At 48.0% G+C, this 21,347-nt stretch carries 16 protein-coding genes; 5 read left to right on the forward strand and 11 right to left on the reverse strand.

Annotated features, from left to right (window positions below; all coding sequences use genetic code 11):
• Positions 1–21 precede the first annotated feature (21 nt).
• A complete protein-coding gene (locus tag BP95_RS0107660; RefSeq protein ID WP_021254505.1) occupies positions 22–1,131 on the reverse strand; it encodes a glycosyltransferase family 4 protein in 1,110 nt (369 codons plus the stop codon).
• A 153-nt stretch (positions 1,132–1,284) separates the two neighbouring features.
• Here BP95_RS0107660 and BP95_RS0107665 point away from each other — a divergent pair, with 153 nt between their 5' ends.
• Positions 1,285–2,460 (forward strand): glycosyltransferase, encoded by a 1,176-nt coding sequence (locus BP95_RS0107665; protein ID WP_021254506.1) that lies wholly within the window; start codon positions 1,285–1,287, stop codon positions 2,458–2,460.
• Here the strand turns inward: BP95_RS0107665 and BP95_RS29865 are convergent.
• From BP95_RS29865 to BP95_RS0107690, 5 genes are all read right to left on the reverse strand, one after another.
• On the reverse strand, positions 2,457–4,148 hold the full coding sequence (locus BP95_RS29865; protein ID WP_021254507.1) for a DUF4214 domain-containing protein: 1,692 nt from the start codon (positions 4,146–4,148) through the stop codon (positions 2,457–2,459). The two genes, BP95_RS0107665 and BP95_RS29865, sit on opposite strands and share 4 nt — an antisense overlap.
• A 31-nt stretch (positions 4,149–4,179) precedes the next feature.
• Entirely contained in the window at positions 4,180–5,286 is a 1,107-nt protein-coding gene (locus BP95_RS0107675; RefSeq protein ID WP_021254508.1) for a DegT/DnrJ/EryC1/StrS family aminotransferase, read from the reverse strand.
• Positions 5,287–5,326: 40 nt separating this feature from the next.
• Entirely contained in the window at positions 5,327–5,968 is a 642-nt protein-coding gene (locus BP95_RS0107680; protein ID WP_021254509.1) for an acetyltransferase, read from the reverse strand.
• Positions 5,969–6,160: 192 nt separating this feature from the next.
• Complete coding sequence (locus tag BP95_RS0107685; RefSeq protein ID WP_021254510.1) at positions 6,161–7,249, reverse strand: glycosyltransferase family 61 protein; 1,089 nt, start codon at positions 7,247–7,249, stop codon at positions 6,161–6,163.
• 71 nt (positions 7,250–7,320) lie between these two features.
• Positions 7,321–8,412 (reverse strand): glycosyltransferase family 61 protein, encoded by a 1,092-nt coding sequence (locus tag BP95_RS0107690; protein WP_021254511.1) that lies wholly within the window; start codon positions 8,410–8,412, stop codon positions 7,321–7,323.
• Between the two features lie 284 nt (positions 8,413–8,696).
• Between BP95_RS0107690 and leuB the strand changes: the two genes are divergently transcribed.
• Both leuB and BP95_RS0107700 read left to right on the forward strand, forming a co-directional pair.
• A complete protein-coding gene (leuB, locus tag BP95_RS0107695) occupies positions 8,697–9,776 on the forward strand; it encodes a 3-isopropylmalate dehydrogenase (RefSeq protein WP_021254512.1) in 1,080 nt (359 codons plus the stop codon).
• Between the two features lie 227 nt (positions 9,777–10,003).
• Positions 10,004–10,549, forward strand: coding sequence for a peroxiredoxin (locus BP95_RS0107700; RefSeq protein WP_021254513.1), 546 nt, complete (start codon positions 10,004–10,006; stop codon positions 10,547–10,549).
• A gap of 141 nt (positions 10,550–10,690) precedes the next feature.
• On the opposite strand, the gene BP95_RS0107705 is transcribed toward BP95_RS0107700, so the two are convergent.
• The 5 genes from BP95_RS0107705 to BP95_RS0107725 form a co-directional block, all read right to left on the reverse strand.
• Positions 10,691–12,685 carry a glycoside hydrolase family 15 protein gene (locus tag BP95_RS0107705; RefSeq protein ID WP_021254514.1) on the reverse strand — a complete coding sequence of 665 codons (1,995 nt, stop codon included), beginning with the start codon at positions 12,683–12,685 and terminating at the stop codon, positions 10,691–10,693.
• Positions 12,686–12,689: 4 nt separating this feature from the next.
• Positions 12,690–15,119 carry a sugar phosphate nucleotidyltransferase gene (locus tag BP95_RS0107710; RefSeq protein WP_021254515.1) on the reverse strand — a complete coding sequence of 810 codons (2,430 nt, stop codon included), beginning with the start codon at positions 15,117–15,119 and terminating at the stop codon, positions 12,690–12,692.
• Positions 15,116–18,079: a 1,4-alpha-glucan branching protein domain-containing protein gene (locus BP95_RS0107715; protein ID WP_021254516.1), complete on the reverse strand. Its 2,964-nt coding sequence runs from the start codon at positions 18,077–18,079 to the stop codon at positions 15,116–15,118. The genes BP95_RS0107710 and BP95_RS0107715 overlap by 4 nt, the downstream gene beginning before the upstream one ends.
• A complete protein-coding gene (locus BP95_RS0107720) occupies positions 18,076–18,621 on the reverse strand; it encodes a DUF4912 domain-containing protein (RefSeq protein ID WP_161627136.1) in 546 nt (181 codons plus the stop codon). Before BP95_RS0107720 ends, BP95_RS0107715 begins: the two co-directional genes overlap by 4 nt.
• Before the next feature lie 136 nt (positions 18,622–18,757).
• Positions 18,758–18,991, reverse strand: a complete 234-nt coding sequence (locus BP95_RS0107725) for a KTSC domain-containing protein (protein ID WP_021254518.1) — start codon at positions 18,989–18,991, stop codon at positions 18,758–18,760.
• A gap of 180 nt (positions 18,992–19,171) precedes the next feature.
• Here BP95_RS0107725 and BP95_RS0107730 point away from each other — a divergent pair, with 180 nt between their 5' ends.
• Together BP95_RS0107730 and BP95_RS0107735 are read left to right on the forward strand one after the other, a co-directional pair.
• Complete coding sequence (locus tag BP95_RS0107730) at positions 19,172–19,579, forward strand: hypothetical protein (protein WP_021254519.1); 408 nt, start codon at positions 19,172–19,174, stop codon at positions 19,577–19,579.
• A gap of 267 nt (positions 19,580–19,846) precedes the next feature.
• Positions 19,847–21,268 (forward strand): ATP-binding protein, encoded by a 1,422-nt coding sequence (locus BP95_RS0107735; protein WP_021254520.1) that lies wholly within the window; start codon positions 19,847–19,849, stop codon positions 21,266–21,268.
• The last annotated feature ends 79 nt before the right edge of the window (positions 21,269–21,347 follow it).

Below are 21,347 nucleotides of genomic sequence, written 5' to 3' on the forward strand. Positions count from 1 at the left end.
AATAAATACGGGCTTCACCTTCTAGGTAAAGGTGAAGCCCGTTGTACGTGATAGGGCAGTAATGAGATCCTGGGCTGCCTTATCAGGTGAAAAATGAGTGAGCGTATGGTGCATAGCAATTTGGCCCTTGGTAGACGCTTCCGCATAATTGGTAACGACATGCCGCATCTGGCTGCGCAGGGCGTCTACAGAAGCCTCAGCCCACAGCTGATCACTCTGGTATCCTTGGTAATAAGGCTGAGGCCTTACGGGTACGAGGTGGTAGGGGATTAAGTAACTGTTATATTCATTCAAGAAATCAAGATGACCACCCCAGCCGGTTACAATGATAGGCACTCCCCTCATAGCGGCTTCCAATACGGGATAGCCGACACCTTCTCCACGGCTCGGCAGCACAAATGCATGACTGCTTCGATATAAGGCATCCATCTCCATCTCGCTGCGCAGTTCTAAATCGATATAGACCTGAGCAGGATGATGTGTCAGCTGCAGTTCTCTCTTCCAATGCTCCATCATGTGATATACCTCTGCGGTACCTGCTGTCTTAATAATGAGACATACCGGATCAGCCGCCGTAAATTCACTCCAGAAGGCTTTGAGCAAGATGTCTATTCCTTTGCGATCAATCCAAGAACATACGGACAAAAATCGGAATGGCGGTAAATGATTCACGTACTGCGGTGTATGCTCAGGAGCAGGAGGATGATAGGGTTCGGAGAGACAGGGCCGAACGTAATGCAGCGGTACGTTAACGCCGGATTGGCGAAAAACATTGATATTATGAATGCTGGGCAGCAGGATGCCGCTCATTTGATTTGCTTGTTTAATCCAATTATCTGGTATCTTCGACGTTTCCCAGTAGGTAAATCCGAATGAAGCCCGAAGCTTTCTCCGCCAGAGGTCCGGAATATAGTGGTATACACTAACGCGGCGACCAGCGCTGCGTCGCTTTCTCAGCAAGTGCTCCAGTATAGAACGTTGATCTGGGGGAAGTCCTACTTGCGGTAGTCCTTGATAGGTTTCAAGGCTTACATCTACGCCGGCAGCATGCAGTGCGAGTACATATTCTCTGGTTGCCTTAGCATATCCAGTGGAATCGAATACTGTGCCATGCCATATAACTTGCGCCATCCTAATATTCCCTCCAATCTAGCTATCGTTATTGTACTCGGAAGCATGCTTCATGCGTCACGGCTACTCCCACGAATCTTAGTGCAGAATGCAGCATAAGGATTAACTGATTGCTGCGTTCAACAAGATATCGCTTCCGAGGGAGTGTGGATAATGAGAATTATGATATGGTGCGCGAATATGATATCGGCAGGCGGCGGAGCAAGATTGCTATCGAATATGCTGCCTGCGATGGCTCGGCAGGTTGATATTGATCTCGTACGATTAGTCATTGCACCTGACACGAAGTTCAAAGAGAGAATCGATACGGTCAGCTATCCGAATATCAACATTGTGTATTTTAACGGAAGCATTCAATCGCCAGAAGCGAGGGTGCTGTTAGCAGATTGCCATGTTGTGTATTTCTTCTGGCCGCATGGGCCTGCTTATGTGAAGGTAGATCTTCCGACGATATGCACCTTTCATGATGCAACTATCTTTGACTTTGTACCACCCTATGTGTCAGGAGCCGTTATTGAGCAGGCTTGGCGGGAAGCGAAGGAATGGCTCAGTAACATGACCTCAATTGTCGTATCCTCACGCCATGTACAGACTAGGCTGCTCCATCATTTCGGAGAGGTAGGCAACAGCGCGACCATTATTCCGCACGCCATACTGCCAGCAGATCCGATAAGTCATCTCGTCAGCGATAACGTGAGCCCTGATGTGGCCGTCCGTCTCCCGCCGCAATATGTGGTCTACCCAAGTAATATATCTCCGCACAAAAATCACTATAATCTGCTGTTGGGATATTCCAGGTGCACCGCAGTTAACAAAGTCCCGCTCGTACTGTTTGGACATAATACAGAATTGCTGCGAGTTGTCCCTCCACAATGGCCGGAACAAATGTATGTGCCTACGCTGATTTCTTTATTAGCAAGGACAGGGCTTTGCTTGGATGCAGACATCTATCCGCTGGGGTTCATTCATGACTCGAACGTGATTCCTCTAGTTCGCAACGCGCAAGCACTTATTATGCCGAGCATGTCGGAGGGGGGAGGAAGCTACCCCGTAGAAGAAGCGCTGCGTCTTGGTGTACCGGTGCTGTGCTCGGATATTCCTGTGATGAGAGAGCATATGGCAAGACATAGCGCGGAGATCATCTGGTTCGATCCAGAATCCCCTGATTCCATCGCACAAGCACTGAATTTATTTTTTGAACATTCCAGTCATTACAAATCGTCTGCTGTGCAGGGCATGAATGATCCAACAGACACGTGGGATTATATTGCAAGCCAATATATTCATGTCTTCCGCGTTGCCTATTTGAAATATTACGGCATGATTTAGACCGGGTTCGATATAACATGTTGGAGAAGGGCGTAGTATTCGTTCGCAACATCCGACCAGCTTCGCTGCATTGCTCCTTGAATCACTGCCTGTTGTCCTGGCACTAAGGTGTGGCGATATACCCATAGAGCGCGAAGACGGGCTTCGATCTCGTCTACGGAGTATGGATTGAAGGCCAGGAAGGCGCTCATATTGGGAATAATTTCGTTTGTCACCTCTAGATTGGCTGCAGCGACAGGCGTTCCTACCGTTAAAGATTCAAGAATAGGGAAAGGACAGCTGCCTTCAAACAAGGTAGGCACGATTGTGCCGATTGCATATTTGTAGAGAGAAGGCATGTCGGAGGTCGGAATTCTGCCGATGAACATGAGACTGTTTATAATCTCAGGATCTTGTACATGATGCAGCATGCGCATGACATCGGCTTCTTTTGGACTGCTGGACAATTGATCAGTGAAGACGAGTCGCAGACGCGAATGGTATCCGTCTATCGTTAATCGGAATTGAATAAATGCAGCAAGAAGCCGCTCGAAATTTTTGTGAAGGCGAAGTACGGTTGGAAATACGATATATTCATGATGAAGCTGATATTTCGCTCTAAAATGCTGCTGATCCATAAATGAAAAGGTTTGATACTCGTCACTAGGTGGAGCAAGTCGGATGACATGCGTTTTGTGTGCAGGCAGCCCAGCAATGCCAATTGCATGGTGAGTTCGCACATAATTCGAGTTCGATACAACCGCCGCGGCTTTATGCAAAATATAATAGCCATTTCGATCCACACGGTGACAAAATTCTGGGTAGGTAGTGAAATAAAGCTCTTTAAACTGATGATGAACGAGATCATGCAGACATAAAATATACGGCTTTTTTAAAAACATGGCCAAATCGAGCGAGATAATGGGGACGATCCATATCTCAGCGGGTACATTCGTATTGAAATGCTCTACATTATTGGAATGGTGAATATGAACTCTGCCCGGAAACATTGGTCTTAACGGTGAGAAAGACTGTTCTGCATCTGCGTAATTATAGCCAGTAGCAGCAATATGAATGTGCACATGTGGGAAGTTGGACAACATTCCTCGCGTAAGCCGATACAGGAAGCGGCCAATTCCTTCACCATCCATGGCAAGCGGGTGCGGATAAGCTAGGAAAATCCCAATATGCTGAACCGTTCGCGGGGACGATGTCAGGATGGAATAAGGGTTGGGCTCCGATTTCAATGGTAGCTGCGGATGTGCAAGCAATTGTTGAAATTCTGTGGTATTCAAAAATTGCCGAAGCATTAGTTTCTTGCTATGTCTGGCCATTAATCCCTTTAGATGACCTTGCAAGCCCAGTGAGTCTGGATTGCGGCATAACAGTTCATCATATAAGGAATGGATGAAGAAAAAAGGCTCCGCGGCGTAAAAACGCCGAATGAGACTAGCAGCGGAAGTAGCTTCAGTAGGAATAAAACTTGTAGGGGGCCTAAGGTAGTTCTGCTCTGCCTCCTCACTGCACATGACTTGCTCAATAATACTTAGTTTGGTCTGCTGAGAAGTCAACAATCTCATATAGTGCTGATATTCTATCATTCCTGGTTCGCGGTTAAGGAGCTGCCGGAACAACTCGGCGATGAATTGTTGACCATCCTGCCTCCAGATTGCTTGTATAAAATGGATGAGTCGATATTGCAGATCCAATAATGTCTCCTCCTAACAGCTCATTTGTTCGTCACAGTATATCTTGCAAGGATTGGCAGATATACTGAATGTCCTGTTTGGTTAATTCGCCATGGCTGGGAAGATTCATGCCTTGCGAAGCAATTCGGTTGGCGACTGGATATTCTTCATACAGCTGGCCATCGCGATAAGGAGGCAGGATGTGCATCGGATAGAAGAATGGCCGGGTTTCAATTCCTTTGTCCTTCAGCTGCTGCATGACATGATCTCGCTGCTGCTCAGAATAGCCGTTCAGCACAATACTGAACATCCAGAATACATTTTTGGCCCATATTCGCTGTACAGGCAGTGTCAGCCGGCTGTCGTGCTTCAAGTAATCATAATAATGCATCGCTACTCGGATTCGCTCTCGAATATGCCACTCAACCTTCTCCAATTGGGCGCACCCGATGGCAGCTTGAATGTTCGTCATTCGATAGTTGTAACCGATGACCGGATGCCAGTACTTTTTGTTCTTATCTATTCCTTGGCCTCGCAGCAATCTTATTTTCTCTGCAATGGCTTCGTTGTTTGTCGTGACAACACCGCCTTCCCCAGTTGTAATGACTTTATTGCCGAATAGGCTGAATGTCGCTGTATGTCCCAGCGCTCCTGCCATTCTCCCTTTGTACTGCGCCCCAATCGCTTCAGCAGCATCTTCAATGACAAACAGATCATATTTGTGAGCAAGCTCCATGATTGGATCCATGTCGGCGGGATGCCCATATAGATGTACCGCGATAATGCCCTTCGTACGGGAAGTGATTTTTTGCTCGATTGCTCGAATGTCCATGTTCCATGTATCGGCTTCAACGTCAACGAATACAGGTAGTGCGCCGCAATACGTCACCGCATTTGCTGTCGCAACGAACGTAAGTGTAGGTACGATGACTTCGTCACCTGGTCCGACATCATGAGCAAGCAGGGCAAGATGCAGTGCTGTTGTTCCATTGCTGCAGGCGATTGCATGCTTCGATTGGCAGAAGGCAGCGAATTGCTGCTCGAATTGATCCAGATATGGGCCGTTGGAAGAGATCCAGGTCGTATTCAAACAATCCAGCACATATTTCGTTTCATTTCCATTCAAGACAGGGGTTGCTATAGGGTAGTATTTGTTCATGTTATTTCCCTCCAACATTCATGTCTGCAATTAGCTCGATTTAACCGTGAATCTGCTTAATGACGCGAGCTGGAACCCCAACAGCAACACAGGATTCTGGAATATTGCGAATGGCAACAGAACCAGCCCCCAAAATAGACCATGCCCCAATGGTAACCCCGTCGATTACTTTGGAGCCTGTGCCGAGAAAGCCTCCTTCTTTAACATGTACATTCCCAGAGAGTGTGGTGCCAGGAGCAATATGACACGCACGCTCTATCACGGATTCATGATCGATTGTGGCACCTGTGTTAATGACTGCGTAGTGATGGACTTGAGCTTCTGCATTTATGACCGCGTTGTGCATGATTGCAATTCCTGATCCTAACTGTGAAGAGGGGGCAACATAAGCGAACGGGCTGATGGCATTGATCAGGGTAAAGCCCAGCTTCTCTACTTGAACTGCTATTTTGTAACGCAGCTTGTTGTCTCCGATTGCTACAAAGGCATGGCGTATGTCATCCGCGAATAAAGTAGGCAAGATAGAATCATCGCCTAATAGGGGAATCCCCATAATCTGCGGCTTCTCCGATTTATCCGTACATCCAATGATCTCTATCGATGAATCATGCTGCAAAATATCGATAATCACTTTTGCATGTCCGCCTGCACCAATAATTACAGTCTTTTGCTTGCTTGACACGAAGCACTTCCTCCTGACTACAGTGTCTGTAATGATACATTATGATGATGGTGAGAGGGACGACTTAGGCATAACAAATGATTGCGTCTAAAATGGGTGAAATACGGACGTTCGTGTGCCAAAAGAGAGGCAGGGCAGGGGGACTGTCTGCATTCAATAGAAGGCACCTCTGCAAAATAAAGAGAGCCGGGCTTATATCCCGGCTAATTCAAGAGTCTGTTTAAGCTTGTTCATATTCACAATGAGATTATCGGAGCCGCATGCGGGCTTGGGAGGAAGTTCTACGTCGCATATGACCTCATAGTATTCGAGCTGTGCAAGGCAGCTGATTCTCCAAAAGTAATCATCGACAATTGTGTACGGTGTGAGTTCTATGAACTTGGTGCCTGGATTGCAGAAGACAAGATTCGCATTACCGCTGCCTATTGGGGCGATGATTTCCTTGGCGGAAGCAAATAACGAGATTTTGTCTTGCATGGACAATGTGGATAAAGCAACGCGTTGATAACCTTTGGGGGTCAATAGATTCATTACTTCCTCTTCGTTGAGCACATAACGCATTTTTGCATCTTGCCGAGTAATATATATTTTCTCGTAACCCTCTATCCGTTGTGTGGGATGCTTAGGCAGAAGGCGACCACGTATGAACTGGAAGGCCCATTGAGGACTCTTTCCGATGATAACGGGGACGGAGGGCGCTACTAATGTTTTGGCTTGAAGGTGGAAATGATTCGTGTCGACTTGAATAAGTTTGTCCAGAGGAAGACCGAGCATTTGAATCGATTCATATTGAAAAGGGTGACTAAGTTTGCCAATTACATATTTATCGATAGGGATCCCGCTCTGTTCCAGCAAGTAAAGACGTGGTAAAATATCGAACATCCAGTGGCCCAATATATCCTGGGTTCTTGCGACTTCAGCGATATTCCACCCCCAAGCCAGAGCAGCTGCAGTCCCCTCAAAATAGGAGGGAGGTGGCAATGAAGTGAACGAATAAGGATAGGATAATTCCATATCGAGTAGGCGTTTATTATCGGGTGCAACCACGTAGCAGTTGCCTGTAGCAAAGCGGCCATTGGGGATACTGACTACGAACGTCTCATCATAATGGCAGGTCGATGGCCAACGCGGAGGATCGATACCTCTTGAGGGCTGCATTTGCAGATCATGTTGCGGAACGATTACTTTGTACACTTGTTCGATCGAGCAGTGCTGCGTGGACGCATAGGCTTGCACCCAATCGATCGTCTTTCTATGAAATTGATCAGGAATGGTGTACATGCCTCAGTCTTACCTCCCTTTTCAAAATAGAATCGTTAGTCGTAACAGATTCTCTACATGACGAGCATCTCCTATTCGATTCCAGCCAGATGAAGTACGTGCCGCAGCTTATTTAGATCCACATACAAATTATCGGCACCTCCGACTTGCTTTGCAGGGTACTCAATGTCGCAGATGATTTCATAGTAGTCAAGCCCTGCATGATTGCTTATTTTCCAAAAGTAATCGTCCGTAACAGTATGCGGCGTCATTTCAATGACCTTCGTACCGGGATTGCAGAAGGCAAAGTTAATGTTCCCGCTCCCGAAGGGGGCAACGACTGCTTGAGCAGAAGAGTATATCGCGATCTTCTCAGCAGTTGTTAGCGGAGTAAGCACAATTTTGGTAAATCCTTTGGAATGCAACAGCTCCAGCACCTCGTCTTCATTGATCACGAAGCGAGCGAAAGCATCCTGTCTAGTGACGTAAATTCGTTCATATCCGCTGACAGGTTGAACCGGATGGTTGTCTTTCAGTTGTCTCCGTATATATTCATATGCCCAGCGAGGACTTTTGCCTGTCATCCATGGTACTGCCGGGACAAGAAGTCTCTCGGCCATGATATGGAATTCATTTCGATCGGCCTGAATAAGCCGCTCAAGCGGGATACCCAGCATGTCCAACGATTCATATTGGAAGGAATGCGTTAGTTTGCCGATGACATATTTGTCAATTGGTATTCCGCTCTGCTGGAGCAAGTGAAATCGCGGCAATATGTCAAAAAACCAATGTCCGAAAATGGCTTGTGTGAATACGAGATCCGGAATATTCCATCCCCATACAACGGTAGCAATCGTCCCGGGATAATATTCTGGCGGAGGCAGAGCTTGAGAAGCGTACGGATAATAATATTCCACGTCAAGCAGCCGTTTTTGATCCGGTGTGACCACATAGCAACTTCCAGTAATGAGGCGTCCACCCGGAATTGTGGCGACAAAAGCCTCATCATAGCTGCATATAGTAGACCAGCGGATAGGATCGATGCCTTTTGGAGGACGCAGTGCGAGTGATTCTTTTGGATAAATGACTTGGTAAAAGAGTTCGAATGGTAGATGCTGTTGTGCCGCATAGGTGGCAGCCCAGTCTCTTGCTTTCTCGTAAAATTGTTCTGGGATGGTAAACATATTCTCTTCCCTCCCTATTAGATAGAGTTGTGTTCAATCAAGTATTTCCCTTCAGATTCCATTGCTAGCTTACGATATTCTATTCTATGTAGAGAGAGTGGCTTTGAGATACGGCGTATAGGACGGAAAAATTTTTTTCAACAAGTAACATAGAGAGAGAAGCGGTTCTGATATTTTGATAGTTATAGTTTTTACCTATAAAAACAATAGCTTTTATATCTTAGTCAACCTCGTTCATTTGTGATACAACAGGAATAACATTACTTGAACGAGGAGTGGCAGACATGGCAGAAGTGAAGAAGATAGCGATTGTTGCTGGCGATGGAATCGGACCGGAAGTCGTAAGAGAAGCGGAGAAGGTATTGAAGCGTACGGAGGAACTTTTCGGATATTCGTTCGAGACGAGTCATGGACTGTTCGGGGGAGTCGCGATAGACGAGAAGGGAACGCCGCTGCCTGAGGAGACGCTGGCTCTATGCAAGGATGCAGATGCGGTTCTATTAGGAGCAGTTGGAGGGCCGAAGTGGGACAACAATCCGAAGGAGCTTCGTCCTGAGACTGGACTGCTTGGCATTCGCAAGGCTCTCGGTTTGTTCTCTAATATTCGTCCTGCAGTCGTATTTGACTGTTTGAAGGATGCATCCACATTGAAGCCTGAAGTGCTTGAAGGTACGGATCTAATTGTCGTACGTGAACTGACGGGCGGGATTTACTTCGGAGAGAAGTTCCGCCGCGAGGGCGAACATGGACAGGAAGCCGTTGATACTTGTGTCTACAATGTACAGGAAGTCGAGCGCATTGTACGCCAAGCATTCGAGGTTGCTCAGAAGCGCCGCAAGAAGCTGGCTTCGGTAGATAAGGCGAACGTGCTTGAGACTTCGCGCTTGTGGAGAGAGACGGTGAACCGCGTTGCACCTGAATATCCAGATGTGGAGCTGGAGCATGTATTGGTGGATAACTGCGCGATGCAGCTGCTGCGTCGTCCGGCAAGCTTCGACGTTATCGTCACCGAGAATATGTTCGGTGATATCTTAAGTGACGAAGCAGCCATGCTCACCGGTTCTATCGGCATGCTATCCTCTGCTTCCTTAGGGGAAGGCAGCTTCGGTCTGTACGAGCCCGTACATGGTTCGGCGCCGGATATTGCAGGGCAAGGAATTGCGAATCCAATTGCGACCATTCTATCGGTTGCTCTCATGTTCCGATTGACATTCGGCTATGAAGATGCGGCACAATCCATTGAAGATGCAGTGAAGGAAGTGCTGGATAGCGGACATCGGACAGGCGATATCGCTACAGATAAGTCTAAGGCGATCGGAACGGAAGCAATGGGCGATCTGATTGTGGCAGCTATGACAAAATAATGGGATGATGATAAGGCCAACTCTTAGAAGGATGAGTTGGCCTTTGCTTTGTTGCCAGTCATTTTGGACAGACATTCATGGGAATGATCAGCTCTATAAGATGACAATAGCTCCAGTAAGCCGTTGATTGCATGCAGGTTGGTTTGGGGCGTGTCATTTTTGAATCGAACGGGTAGAATGATATAATAAATGACACCAATTCAGTTAGTACTTAGGAGGAATTTAGCTTGGCAGAACGTTTGGTAGGCAGACCTGCTCCAGAATTCAATATGGAAACTGCAAAAGGTGACGGACAAGGATTTGGAGCAGCATCTTTGTCGGATTACCGGGAGAAATGGCTCGTATTTTTCTTTTACCCGCTCGATTTCACATTTGTATGCCCGACCGAGATAACGGCATTGAGCGAAGCTGCGGAAGAGTTCAAAGCATTGAACACGGAAATCTTAGGGGTATCCGTTGATTCCATCCACAGCCACAAAGCATGGATCAATACACCAAGAGAGCTGAATGGTCTTGGCAAAATCAACTTCCCGCTCGCCTCCGATATTACGAAGAATGTTGCACGCGACTATGGCGTCTTAATAGAAGAGGACGGCATTGCACTGCGTGGCTTGTTCATTATTGACCCAGAGGGCGAATTGAAATATCAAGTCGTGAACCATAACAATGTAGGACGCAGCGTAGAGGAGACGCTTCGTGTGCTGCAGGCGCTGCAGTCCGGCGGGTTATGCCCAATCAATTGGAAGCCGGGCGATAAGAACTTGAACGCCTAGACGGTCTGCCACTTGATATATAGCAAGGCAAATGAAAGGAAAGCCCCGCAGAAATCTGCGGGGCTTATTCGTGTATGAAAGAGAGATATCGAATTCAACAGCTAGAGGGAATCGAAATGTGAGGTTATTCAAGCTCAAAGTTCAAGCTAAACCGGCTGCGGCTGCCTCCAATTGCTTGTATTTCTCAATATACTTCAGAACGGTATGAATGTATGTTGCATGTGACCAAGTTAAGGGTGCAACGGACAGTGGAGAACCATCAAATGGATCCAACTGCTCAGGAAGCAATCCGCTTGCCAGACTGTGTGCTTCCACCCAGCGCAAGGTATCATGTGCGGCTTGCAGATCCTTCAGGTTGGAGGCGGTAGCGATGTCATGGTCTGCGAACCAGAGGGTGCATATAATCCACGGATTGCCAGGAGCAAGGCTCGGATCAGTGCTGCGCTGGAAGTAGTAATCCCGCCAGTAGCGCGCAATCCCCCCAGTCTGGCTGCGAATGGACAGCTTGCTCTTCAATACGCGAACGGTTGACAGCACCCGCTCATCGTCAGCAGGAAGTACACCGAACATATAAATGGCTAGAATACTGCTCTCGGGCGTACAATCCTGAGCCCATTTCCCTTCTTTCCGGTACAGTCCGCGTACGAAGCATCCGGCTTCTTCATTCCATAGATGGGCAAGCATCGCTGTCTTGATTTCCTCTGCGGCGCTGCGGAATCGGTCAGCTCGTTCCTCATCCCCGAACAGAGATGCGAAGTTGGAAGCAGCCACTAAGCCGCTGTAAACAGCTGAAGCGGTGAAGGTGAATATTCCATACCGCTCCTCCCATAGATCATAGCTAGGCAGGGGGAGCTTCAATTCGGGATCGCGGTAGTGAATCATGAACTTGGCAGCCTTGCGGATTAAGGATTGATAGAGTGATTGAGGGAGCTCAATGTCACGGTGATGTTCATAATATCTCCACAGTGCCCACAGCACAAGTCCGGTCTCGTCCTCTTGGATCGGCAGTTGCGATTTGCCGTCGCGCAGATAGGGATGCCAGCTGGAACCGACGGTGCCGTCAGGATTATACTTGTGCAGCAAGTATCCCTCCGCAGTCAGCGCATCAGCACAGAAGCGGAAGAAGGGGGCTGTCATCCCATGGTATCCCGCAGCGGACATCGCTTCCGCGACAAGTGCGCCATCCCGAGGCCACATGTAGCTGTAATGATCCCGATTGAATTGCATAATGTCCGTATCATTCGCTGCAATGATTGCCCCGTTCACGTCTGTCTGCGTGCGAATGATAAGCAGGCTGAGCTTAAATAGGCGTATCAGCTCAGGTTCCAGATCGGAGAAATCAAGCTGGTGCTGATTCGACCAACGCTTCCAGTAGGTGCTGACACGCTGGATCAGTTGTGCAGGGCCGCTGTCTCGTACATATCGATCAAGTTGTTTCACCTCTTCAAGCCGTTCACCAACACTGAGCCAATAATAGCTCTCCCGACTGTCTGAGCCGGGGACGATGGTGCGCAAGCAGATCGTGCTGTCAACAGAGCCTTGGGCGATAGGATTTCCCATAAGATGCCCATCCTCTGCGTCCTTCCACGTTCCCTCTGCCTGATGAAATCGCTTGATGCCTGTCGTGTATTGGTGTATGCCCGCTATTTCACCATGATGCTGGGTGATGCAGCCATTGAACATGAAGTAGCGATCTTTTTTGTAATGAAATAACGTGCCATTGTCAGGGTAAAATCCTGCTGTATCGCCAACTTCCGTTTCATTGATGGACAGATCCTGATGGAAAAATAAGCGTACTTCACGTGGGTTTGGATTACCATTCGAGATGACAATCCGCTTCAAGTAGATCGAATCCCGCTGATGAACGGCATCATTCATATGAAGTACAATACCAAGCCCTTCGTGTTCGGCGGTTACATCGGTAACAAGTGAATCTTCTTGATAAGCCAGGCGAATGTTCCATTCTGGATCACCTAGCCAGCTGAATTGACCTTCCACCCATACCCCGAGACGGCTGGGATAGCCGGCTGTATGATTCAGTTGACCAACATACGGATAATAGACATCCCTTACATAGGCGTGCTCGTCAAGGTTCACGAGAAATTTGCCATTTCCAACGACTAGATGGCGCGGCACGTCATCACTTCCTTAACGGGGACTGCGTCTGGATTAACCGTCCTGCATATTCATGAGCTAGAATTCGCGCCTTGGTCATACTGTCTGCTTGTGAAATAACGCGGAACAATGGCTCTTCTTGATCCGGCTGAATAAGAATGGAGCCCTCAGGCGTCTCAATCTTAATTCCATCTAGAAATTCCGCGCGATAGGAGGACTGGCGAACCCACTCGGTCATTTCGCGCATGACACTGCCTTTGTCAGAACGGGGGCAGGTCACTTCTTCAATGGCGGTATGCAAGGCTGGAATATCCGCAACAAGTCCGTTCAGCGGCTGTCCGGTGTCTGCCATGAGCTGCAAAATCAGACTAATCGCATATAAGCGATGTGCCGCAGGCAACAAGGCGATGCCGCTCGTGGCTTCCATCTGGGAGCGAAGCGGCTCCTGCGTCCGTACGACTCTTACCCCGCTGCGACTGACAATCTGCTCTGCTGTAACAGGAGCGCTGATCGGCACCCCGATGCTCGCGTTGACTCCCGTTTGGACAAGCGCCTGCAGCAGTAGCGGAAGAAGATGATTATGATGCATGCTTGTGCCGTCACTCATATAGATGCGGAACCCTTCATCTTCGGTCAGCATGATGCCCATGTCAGCCTGAACATTTCGAATATGCTCAATAACGGCAGCTGGGGATGGCACATCAGATTGGGTATGAAGCAGGATGCCTCCGGTCAGAGAAGACCATTGTTGAACGAGTGCCGATTCTGCACCTGAGCTCTGAACGATGAGCTTGAAGCTTGCAGATTGAATTAGATTGAAGTCAATGGCCTTGGATAGTGTTGTAAAATAGGAGGTTATCGCGTGTTCTTCACTTCTTCTGCGCCCCATATATTCGATTGGTGTTCGCGCAAAGTCTTCTTGGAAGTAGGCATTTTCGATCTTACGCTCCAAGCCTTTCGCGAATGGCATTCCTCTTGCATCCATCCAGTTCATCACCATTTGTTCGAACTTGGCATCCTCGCTAGCGGACAGTACCTTGAAATGAATGCCGCCATCGGCCTTCAATGTGGTAACAGCATGCCGCAAGCATTCCAGAGGAGCGTCTCCGATATCAATGATATGAATGCCCTGTGATTGAAGTCCTGCTGCACAGGCATTCTTCATTATGGTGTCAAAAGGATGCGAAGATGCAGCCAGAACAATAGATGATTCCCGATTGAGGATCGATCCATAAGCACAGGCCAGCTTGCCGATAAATTCTGGGGTCAGCTCGCTATTCGGACTTCCGCATATTTTGCTGCCCTTGAACAGTGAGGCAGCTGCATTGCCCCAGATAAGCGTAGCATTTACGATGCTATGCGCTTCAACCTCTTTGTTCGGCCACAGTTTAACTTGAGAACGGATATGGGATTTATCGCCGATCGTACAGCCGCTTCCAATAACGGCGCCTTCTTGAATGTGTACATCACTGCCGATGTTCGTGCGATGGAGCAGGATCGCATCTTCAATGTCGCAGTGCTTGGCAACGCGGTTTCCGTTCCACAAGATGGAGCGCGTAAGTGCGCTGTGCGGGAACACAATATTGCCGGAGCCGAGAATGGTATATGGTCCGATCGAGCAGGAAGGGTGGAGAATCGAATCTGATCCGATATAGGCAGGTCCGCTCAGTCTAATACGGGAAGGGAGCCTTACGCCTGACTCTACGAATAGACCTGGCATCGGTTCTGCTGCTTGAATGTGCACATCTACGCGGCGATCGAGCATATCGAATTGAGTCTGCCGATATTGCTGTAAGTTTCCAATATCTGACCAGTATCCGGAAGCAGTATATCCGTATAGTCGCTGCTGTTCTTGAAGCAGTCTTGGGAAGAGATGCAGACTGAAGTCATAGCTTTCCCGCTCCGGAATCCAATCTAATATTTCTGGCTCCAATATATAGATGCCAGTATTGACGGTATCGCTGAATATTTCTCCGTAACTAGGCTTCTCAAGGAAGCGGGAGACCCGGCCCTCATCATCGGTCATGACCACCCCATATTCGAGAGGCAAGCTTACTTGCGTCAGTACCATCGTAGCGATTGCCTGCTTCTCCTTATGATAGTGGATGGCCTGGCGCAGATTGAAGTCGGTCAAGGCATCGCCGCTGATAACGATGAACGATTCGTTAAGGAAGGACTCAGCATTCTTAATGCTGCCTGCCGTACCGAGAGGAGCGTCCTCCTCGAAATAATGCAGCTGCACGCCATATTTGGAGCCGTCACCGAAATGGTTGCGAATCACATCGGGCAAATATTGTACGGTAACGGCGATTTGATGAATGTCGTACCTCTTCAACAATTCAATAATGTATTCCATGCACGGACGATTCAATAGGGGAACCATTGGCTTGGGTGTGCCTAGTGTCAACGGTCGAAGCCGTGTACCTTTGCCGCCTGCCATAATCACTGCCTTCATCGAGCGATCACTCCTTCATATACTTGTCTCGTTGACACAGCTATCGTATTCCAGTCGTAGTGCGCTCGAACCTTCTGTTGTGCTTTTGCAGCCATTTGAGCAGCTCGCTCAGGATGGAGGAGGAGATCCGTTACATGCCATGCTAATGATTCAATATGACCTGGGAGTGCTTTGTATCCATCTACAGCATGATCAATGATTTCAGCGAGTCCACCCGTGTCTGATACGACAACAGGTGTTCCGAACCGCATTGCTTCAAGCGCAACGATTCCGAAGGGTTCATATAGACTGGGGAATACACATACCGATGAGGCTGCAATCCACGCATCCCGTGCCTCATCCTGTACAAATCCAGCGAAGAGGATATGTTCTTGCAGTCCTAACTGTGCGGCCTGAGCCTCTAATTGCTGTCTCATGGGTCCAGTACCGGCGATAATCAGCTTCGCTTGTGGAACAGACTGTATAATAAGTGGCATTGCCTCAATGAGAATATGGATGCCCTTCTCATAGACAAGGCGGCCAACATAGAAGAGAAGTTGGGAATCTACTAGATCAGTGCGATGTTCTAGGTTGTTGATCGAACCAGCTGATATAGCTGCGTCAATCGCGTCAACCCCATTTGGTATCATGGTAACGCGCTGCCGTGTAAGATCGAACAGAGATGCGACCTCCTGAATCATGGCATGGCTGCACACAATGGTATGGTCGGCCTCTGCTGTCAAGCTTGCTTCCATGTCATGGATTCGCTGCTGAAGCTCGCCGTGCAGCCGGCCATGATTGCGTCCATGCTCGGTGGCATGAATGGTAGCAACCAGCGGCCAATGGTAAGTCTGCTTCAAGTCTGCTGCGGCAGGGTAGACGAGCCAATCATGGGCGTGCATGAGGTCGAAGGTCAGACCGGCATCTATGAGATCATCAACGAGTAATGAAATGGCAGCGTTCATATGGAACACCCAATCCATGAACTCTAGTGGTGAAGCTGTCTGTATAAGTGGAGCACGATAGACGTGAACCCCATCCATTAGCTCATATTCAGGTGCGCCCGGCACTTCGCGAGTGACTACATGAATTTCGCATTGCTTCTTGCTTAAATGACGGGAGAGATCATATACAGCTCGTGACAGCCCGCCTACAACGAGCGGCGGGAACTCCCAAGCTATCATTAAGATGCGTTTGTTGGAACGATATTGTGGATGATGTGCCAAAATAGGTTGGGGACAGTTGAATGGTATAGTTCGTTTGGTAGGGGGATAGGCTGCATTGAAATGGTACATTCGCTCGATTGAATGCCTAGCTCTGCTGGATAGAAGCCGATAATCAACTGTAGGGAAGCAAGGGTATTCTCTCTCCATCCGCTCGACAAGTACTTGGTCGTATACGCCCCGCTCAATCATGTACAGCAAGTTGTGGCATCTCTCCAGATGCTGAGTCGTTCGCATCCCAGCATACTCGGTCACCGTCCCCGCATCTACGATGAAAGCCCAATCGCTGCTCGCTGCGAGCATCCATTCGGTGATAGCTTGATTGATAATGCGCTCTTGCATGTCATGGAAGCTTGAAGCTGCCTCCTTATCGATATGGGATACAGTGTGCAGGATTCGATCTTCCGTCTCATGAAGACGTGGATACATCCAGTCATTTCCCTGCTGCAGCCAGACATCCGCATATCCGCCGCGTCCCCAACTACAGAACGATAATTGAGCCTTTTCCTGATTGGGGTATCGCGATAGGTAATCACTTGGTGTTACGAACTCAATGCGTTGTGTATGATGGCGGGTTCGTTCCGACTGCTCTCGGAATAATGCTTCTATCCATAGCGGGCCTTCGAACCACCAATGTCCGAATAGTTCCGCATCATAGGGGCTGATGGCGATCGGAAGGCGATCCCCATCTACTTGAGCCGCTTCAAGTTGAAGTTCTCTGTTGTTCAAGAAGTGACGTGCGTGTTCCCTAGCTTTGTGCAGGGCCCATTCTGGTCGGTATGGTTCTTTAGGAACGTCATGTACTCCGGTAATACGATAATATTTGAGTCCTGTATTGATTCGTGCTTCATTTTCCAGCAGGTGAGGACGAATATAATCCCATTCATCTGCACTGTTCCAGCCAAGATCGTAGCCGATGTCGCGATAGTATTCTCGATAATCATGGTCACCCGGATACCCTTCGTGCGTGCTCCATACTTGTCTTGAGGAATCTGGATCGCGTGCGAAGGCGAAGACCCCTCCTCCTGTATCGATAGGAGCATAATGCATGGCTGTTGGCTGCGGCATTGCATTGACGAATCCATGGTGATCGACAATAAAATATTGAATCCCGCATTCCTGGAGTAGCGGGCTAAGTTCTGGTGCATAGGCACACTCTGGCAGCCAGATTCCGTGAGGCCGTCTGCCGAGCAGCCGCTCGTGTTCCCGCATCCCCACCTCAATTTGCAGGTAAGCTAGGGATGGCTGCTTAATTAGAGGAAGGAAGGCATGAGTTGCAGCACATGTCATGCATTCCAAGTTCCCTTTTTGGACATAATGCCGATATCCATTAATGACATTGCCTTCGAGCCGAGCGTAGATGGACTTCAATTGATGCCACCGCTCCACATACATTGCAGCGACGTCCTGCAGGTCATTGCGGCCTGCCAATCTCTTTACTTCGGATTCAGCCAAGTCAATTGAACGCTGCAAGTGGGATTCAAACCGCACTTTCATCTCCGCATCGTTCATCATGGACAGCAAAGTCGGGGTTAACGTCATCGTAAGGCGAAACGGGATGTTGTCTCGCTCAAGCTGGCCGAAGGTATGAAGCAGAGGGAGGTACGTCTCCAACATGGCTTCGAAAAACCAGCGTTCTTCCAATGTGCGCTGTACATGCGGGTGGCGCACATAAGGCAAATGTGCATGCAGAACGAGGGATACTAATCCTTGCGTGTGCATGCTGGGATGAGAGCTTACTGGGACAAATGCGTTCATTCACAAACTCCTTCTCGATTTTCATATAACGTATAAGATGAGAATGATGGAAATGGCGATCCAGCTTCTGTTTGTTCCAAATGTATGGCTTGTAAGGCACCCATCTGCTCAGGGAATTCGCCATATGATTGCAAGTAGGGGGTATGAACGAATGTTGAACGTGCAAGTGGTACAAAGGATTGCGATGCCGGAATGATCCCATAATCAGCTATGTATGAACGATTTGGCTTAACAGGATGCAGATATACGGAGCTCTCATGCGATTCCACGGGATGCAGCAATACTTGGTTAGATGCGCCTAGCTTGCAGTGAGGGAAATCGGCACGCGGTACTTCATACAGCTGTATCGCTTTGGTCATTTCGTTCCAGCCTATTCGATAGTGTCGCTCTACGGCTGCTTGTGTGCGTGCTGTGATGAACCAATAGGCGAATAAGGTAAAGGGGTCTTTAAGTAATAATCGCAAGGCAGAATGTTGACGATAGGATGATGGCGTCCGTGCATCGGCAGCAGGAATAAGCGCTCCTCCTTTCCTGGAAATCACTTCATGCTTCAACCTATACTATCCATGCAATCGGTGTTTCATGTCTGTTCCTTTTATGAATATTTGAAAAAAGGATTGGAACCTTTGAAAATGAAAATGCTTTTACATTTGATTTCAAACTTGGCAATATTGACGCTCATACATGTTCATGACGCTTCTTCAAGCTTGAATGTAACAGACCTTCCGAAAGTTTCATGACATCGTCGTATTGATTGTCAGAATGCATTAACTGCTCGAACCAGCTTGACGATATGGATGAAAATGCGTCTTGCTTCCCATCTGCATAGTGCACAACTAATTTGAGGTTTGATTCGTCATAATGTACGTATTGAATTTGCTTCGAGGCGATGAACAGTACATTTGATTTCATAAGTATGCCTCCCGCTTCTTTGTATTATTTACATCTATATGCCCATGGGCGCACAGTTATACGCGGGGAGCTTAAGGTAGGACGTTTGAAGGAAGTTTTATCAGAATTAAAGGAATTATTAGAGGAGCTATCGAATACACTACAATAATCTTAGCTTACCGCAGAGCGAGGAGGGAGAACATGAGCTTTTGTTGTGGAGCAAGCATGATCGGGACAACGGGTACCCTGCAGCATTATCGAACACGCATTCATAATGTTCCCCTGCTGCTGTGTCCGGTCTGTCATCGCATTGAAGTCCATTACTTAGTTGAAAGCGAATACGAAATACTGGCGGAATATTCATCAGATGACGGCGCTGAAGAAATTGACTTCCGTGACTATGTACACACAGATGATGAAGGTATGTTCGAGAACTGTATTAATCAAGAGCATGATGATCCGCTAGAGCTAGTGAAGACACAAATCGATAATGCGCTTGATTTACTTGCATTGGCCAAGCAGTGGAAAGATACACAATGGGAAGCGGAGCTGAAGCGTCGATTGGCCCTAATGAGTCGTCGCAGAGCGAAGCTGCTGAAGCAGAAATAGAAGCTGTCTGTCATATAGGGATAGAGGAAGAGGCGGCAGCCGATCGTCAAACAGCGTGCTCCGAGGCGCGTTCATCGTAGGGCGATAGGCGCATGGCGCCTCTTTGTCGTGCAATGAGATGGGCATTTTAGCTTACTTTTAAGGGAAATGAGTTTATTTGTCCATTTTCGACATTATCTAGTGTTGACGATTTTGCCAAAAGTTTACTATGATGAAGCTGTTGGGACGAACCTGGATACGGTTACCGTACAAATGAGGTGAGCCACATTGACCACGGACTGCAAGCATCAAGTGCGAAGTGAGAATGAGTGGATTCAAAGATATTGTAGAGGGCTGTGGAATTATATCATGAACGGGGACGAGAAGGAACTGCATGTGGCGAGGGAATTAGCCATGGAGCTACATTCACTGGAACTGCAGCAGGATCTTCTTAGCTTGCACGAGGATGCAATGTTTACTGTTCTGGCCCATGTTGACTGGAATGATGGGGTTAAGGCATTTCATCGTTCGTTCCTATATTTCTTAGAGTGGATGATAGCTATAAAGACAGAAGAGAGAGGCAAGGAGGGGATTGCAGTGGCGCTGAACCCGATACGTGAGCCTTGGATTCAGTCCGCACAAGCTTTATTTTCCACCAAGAGCGTTCGTGACAAATACGAGAACGTGCTTCAGCATATGGATAGCGGAATCGTATTATTTGACTGCAGCGGCGTACTGTCTTTCATTAATGTGGAGACCGCCAAGCTGTTGGATGTACCACGCAAAGCACTTGTAGGTTGTTCCTTGCGTGAAATGCTTTTTCATCCTTTACTCAAAAGGGACAAGCGGAAAATGCTCCTCCGTCTCTATAAAGATACTATCCTCCAAAGAAAGCGCTATCACGAATTCTCCGATCGTCTGGACCGACATTATCTTGTCACCGTCACCTACGGGGATCAGATGGATGGCGATTATTTATTTAGCATTAAAGATGTATCTGACTTCAAGCGCATCGAACAAACGGCATATCAAAATGACAAGCTCGCTATTCTTGGTAAAATCGCCGCAGCTATTGCGCATGAAATACGCAACCCATTAACCTCGATTCGCGGCTTCATTCAATTGCTCAGGCCGCATCTGATGCAGCTTGGCAAGGAAGAGTACGCGAAGATTATTCTCGCAGAAATTGATCGTGCCAATGATATCATCTTTGAATTTCTGAATTCCTCCAAACCATCAGCTCCTATGACCTCAGAAGTTCCTGTCTCATCCCTTCTACGAGAGGTTGTTCTCCTGACCGAAAGCGATGCTGTTATGAAAGGCTGCGTGATTGAATTAGTCGACAACTCCGCTTCGGGCTCATTATATGTATCCATTGATGTGAAGCAGATTAAGCAGGTTATATTGAATATGATACGCAATGCGATTGACGCGATTGATGATGTGGCCGCTGTACGGAAAGGGCATATCCGCATCGTGACGGAGCGGGACGGTCGGTTCGCGAAGATACATATTCGGGATAATGGAAGAGGGATGTCCCTGAAGACGATGGAGCGCTTATTCGATCCATTCTTCACAACGAAGGCCGATGGTACTGGACTCGGGTTGTCTGTCAGTTATCGAATTATTAAAAATCACGGCGGGTTAATTGAGGTAGACAGCCAAGAGGGAGAATGGACGCTGTTTACGATTCGATTGCCGCTCGCATAAATACTTGTAAGGGCAAGAAGCCTCACCAACGCAGCCGATGTCTGCCGTTATGAAGCCACAACGATCAGGGTTGTGGTAC

The organism is Paenibacillus sp. UNC217MF (assembly GCF_000686865.1).
GTDB classification, from domain to species: Bacteria; Bacillota; Bacilli; order Paenibacillales; family Paenibacillaceae; genus Paenibacillus_B; species Paenibacillus_B suaedae.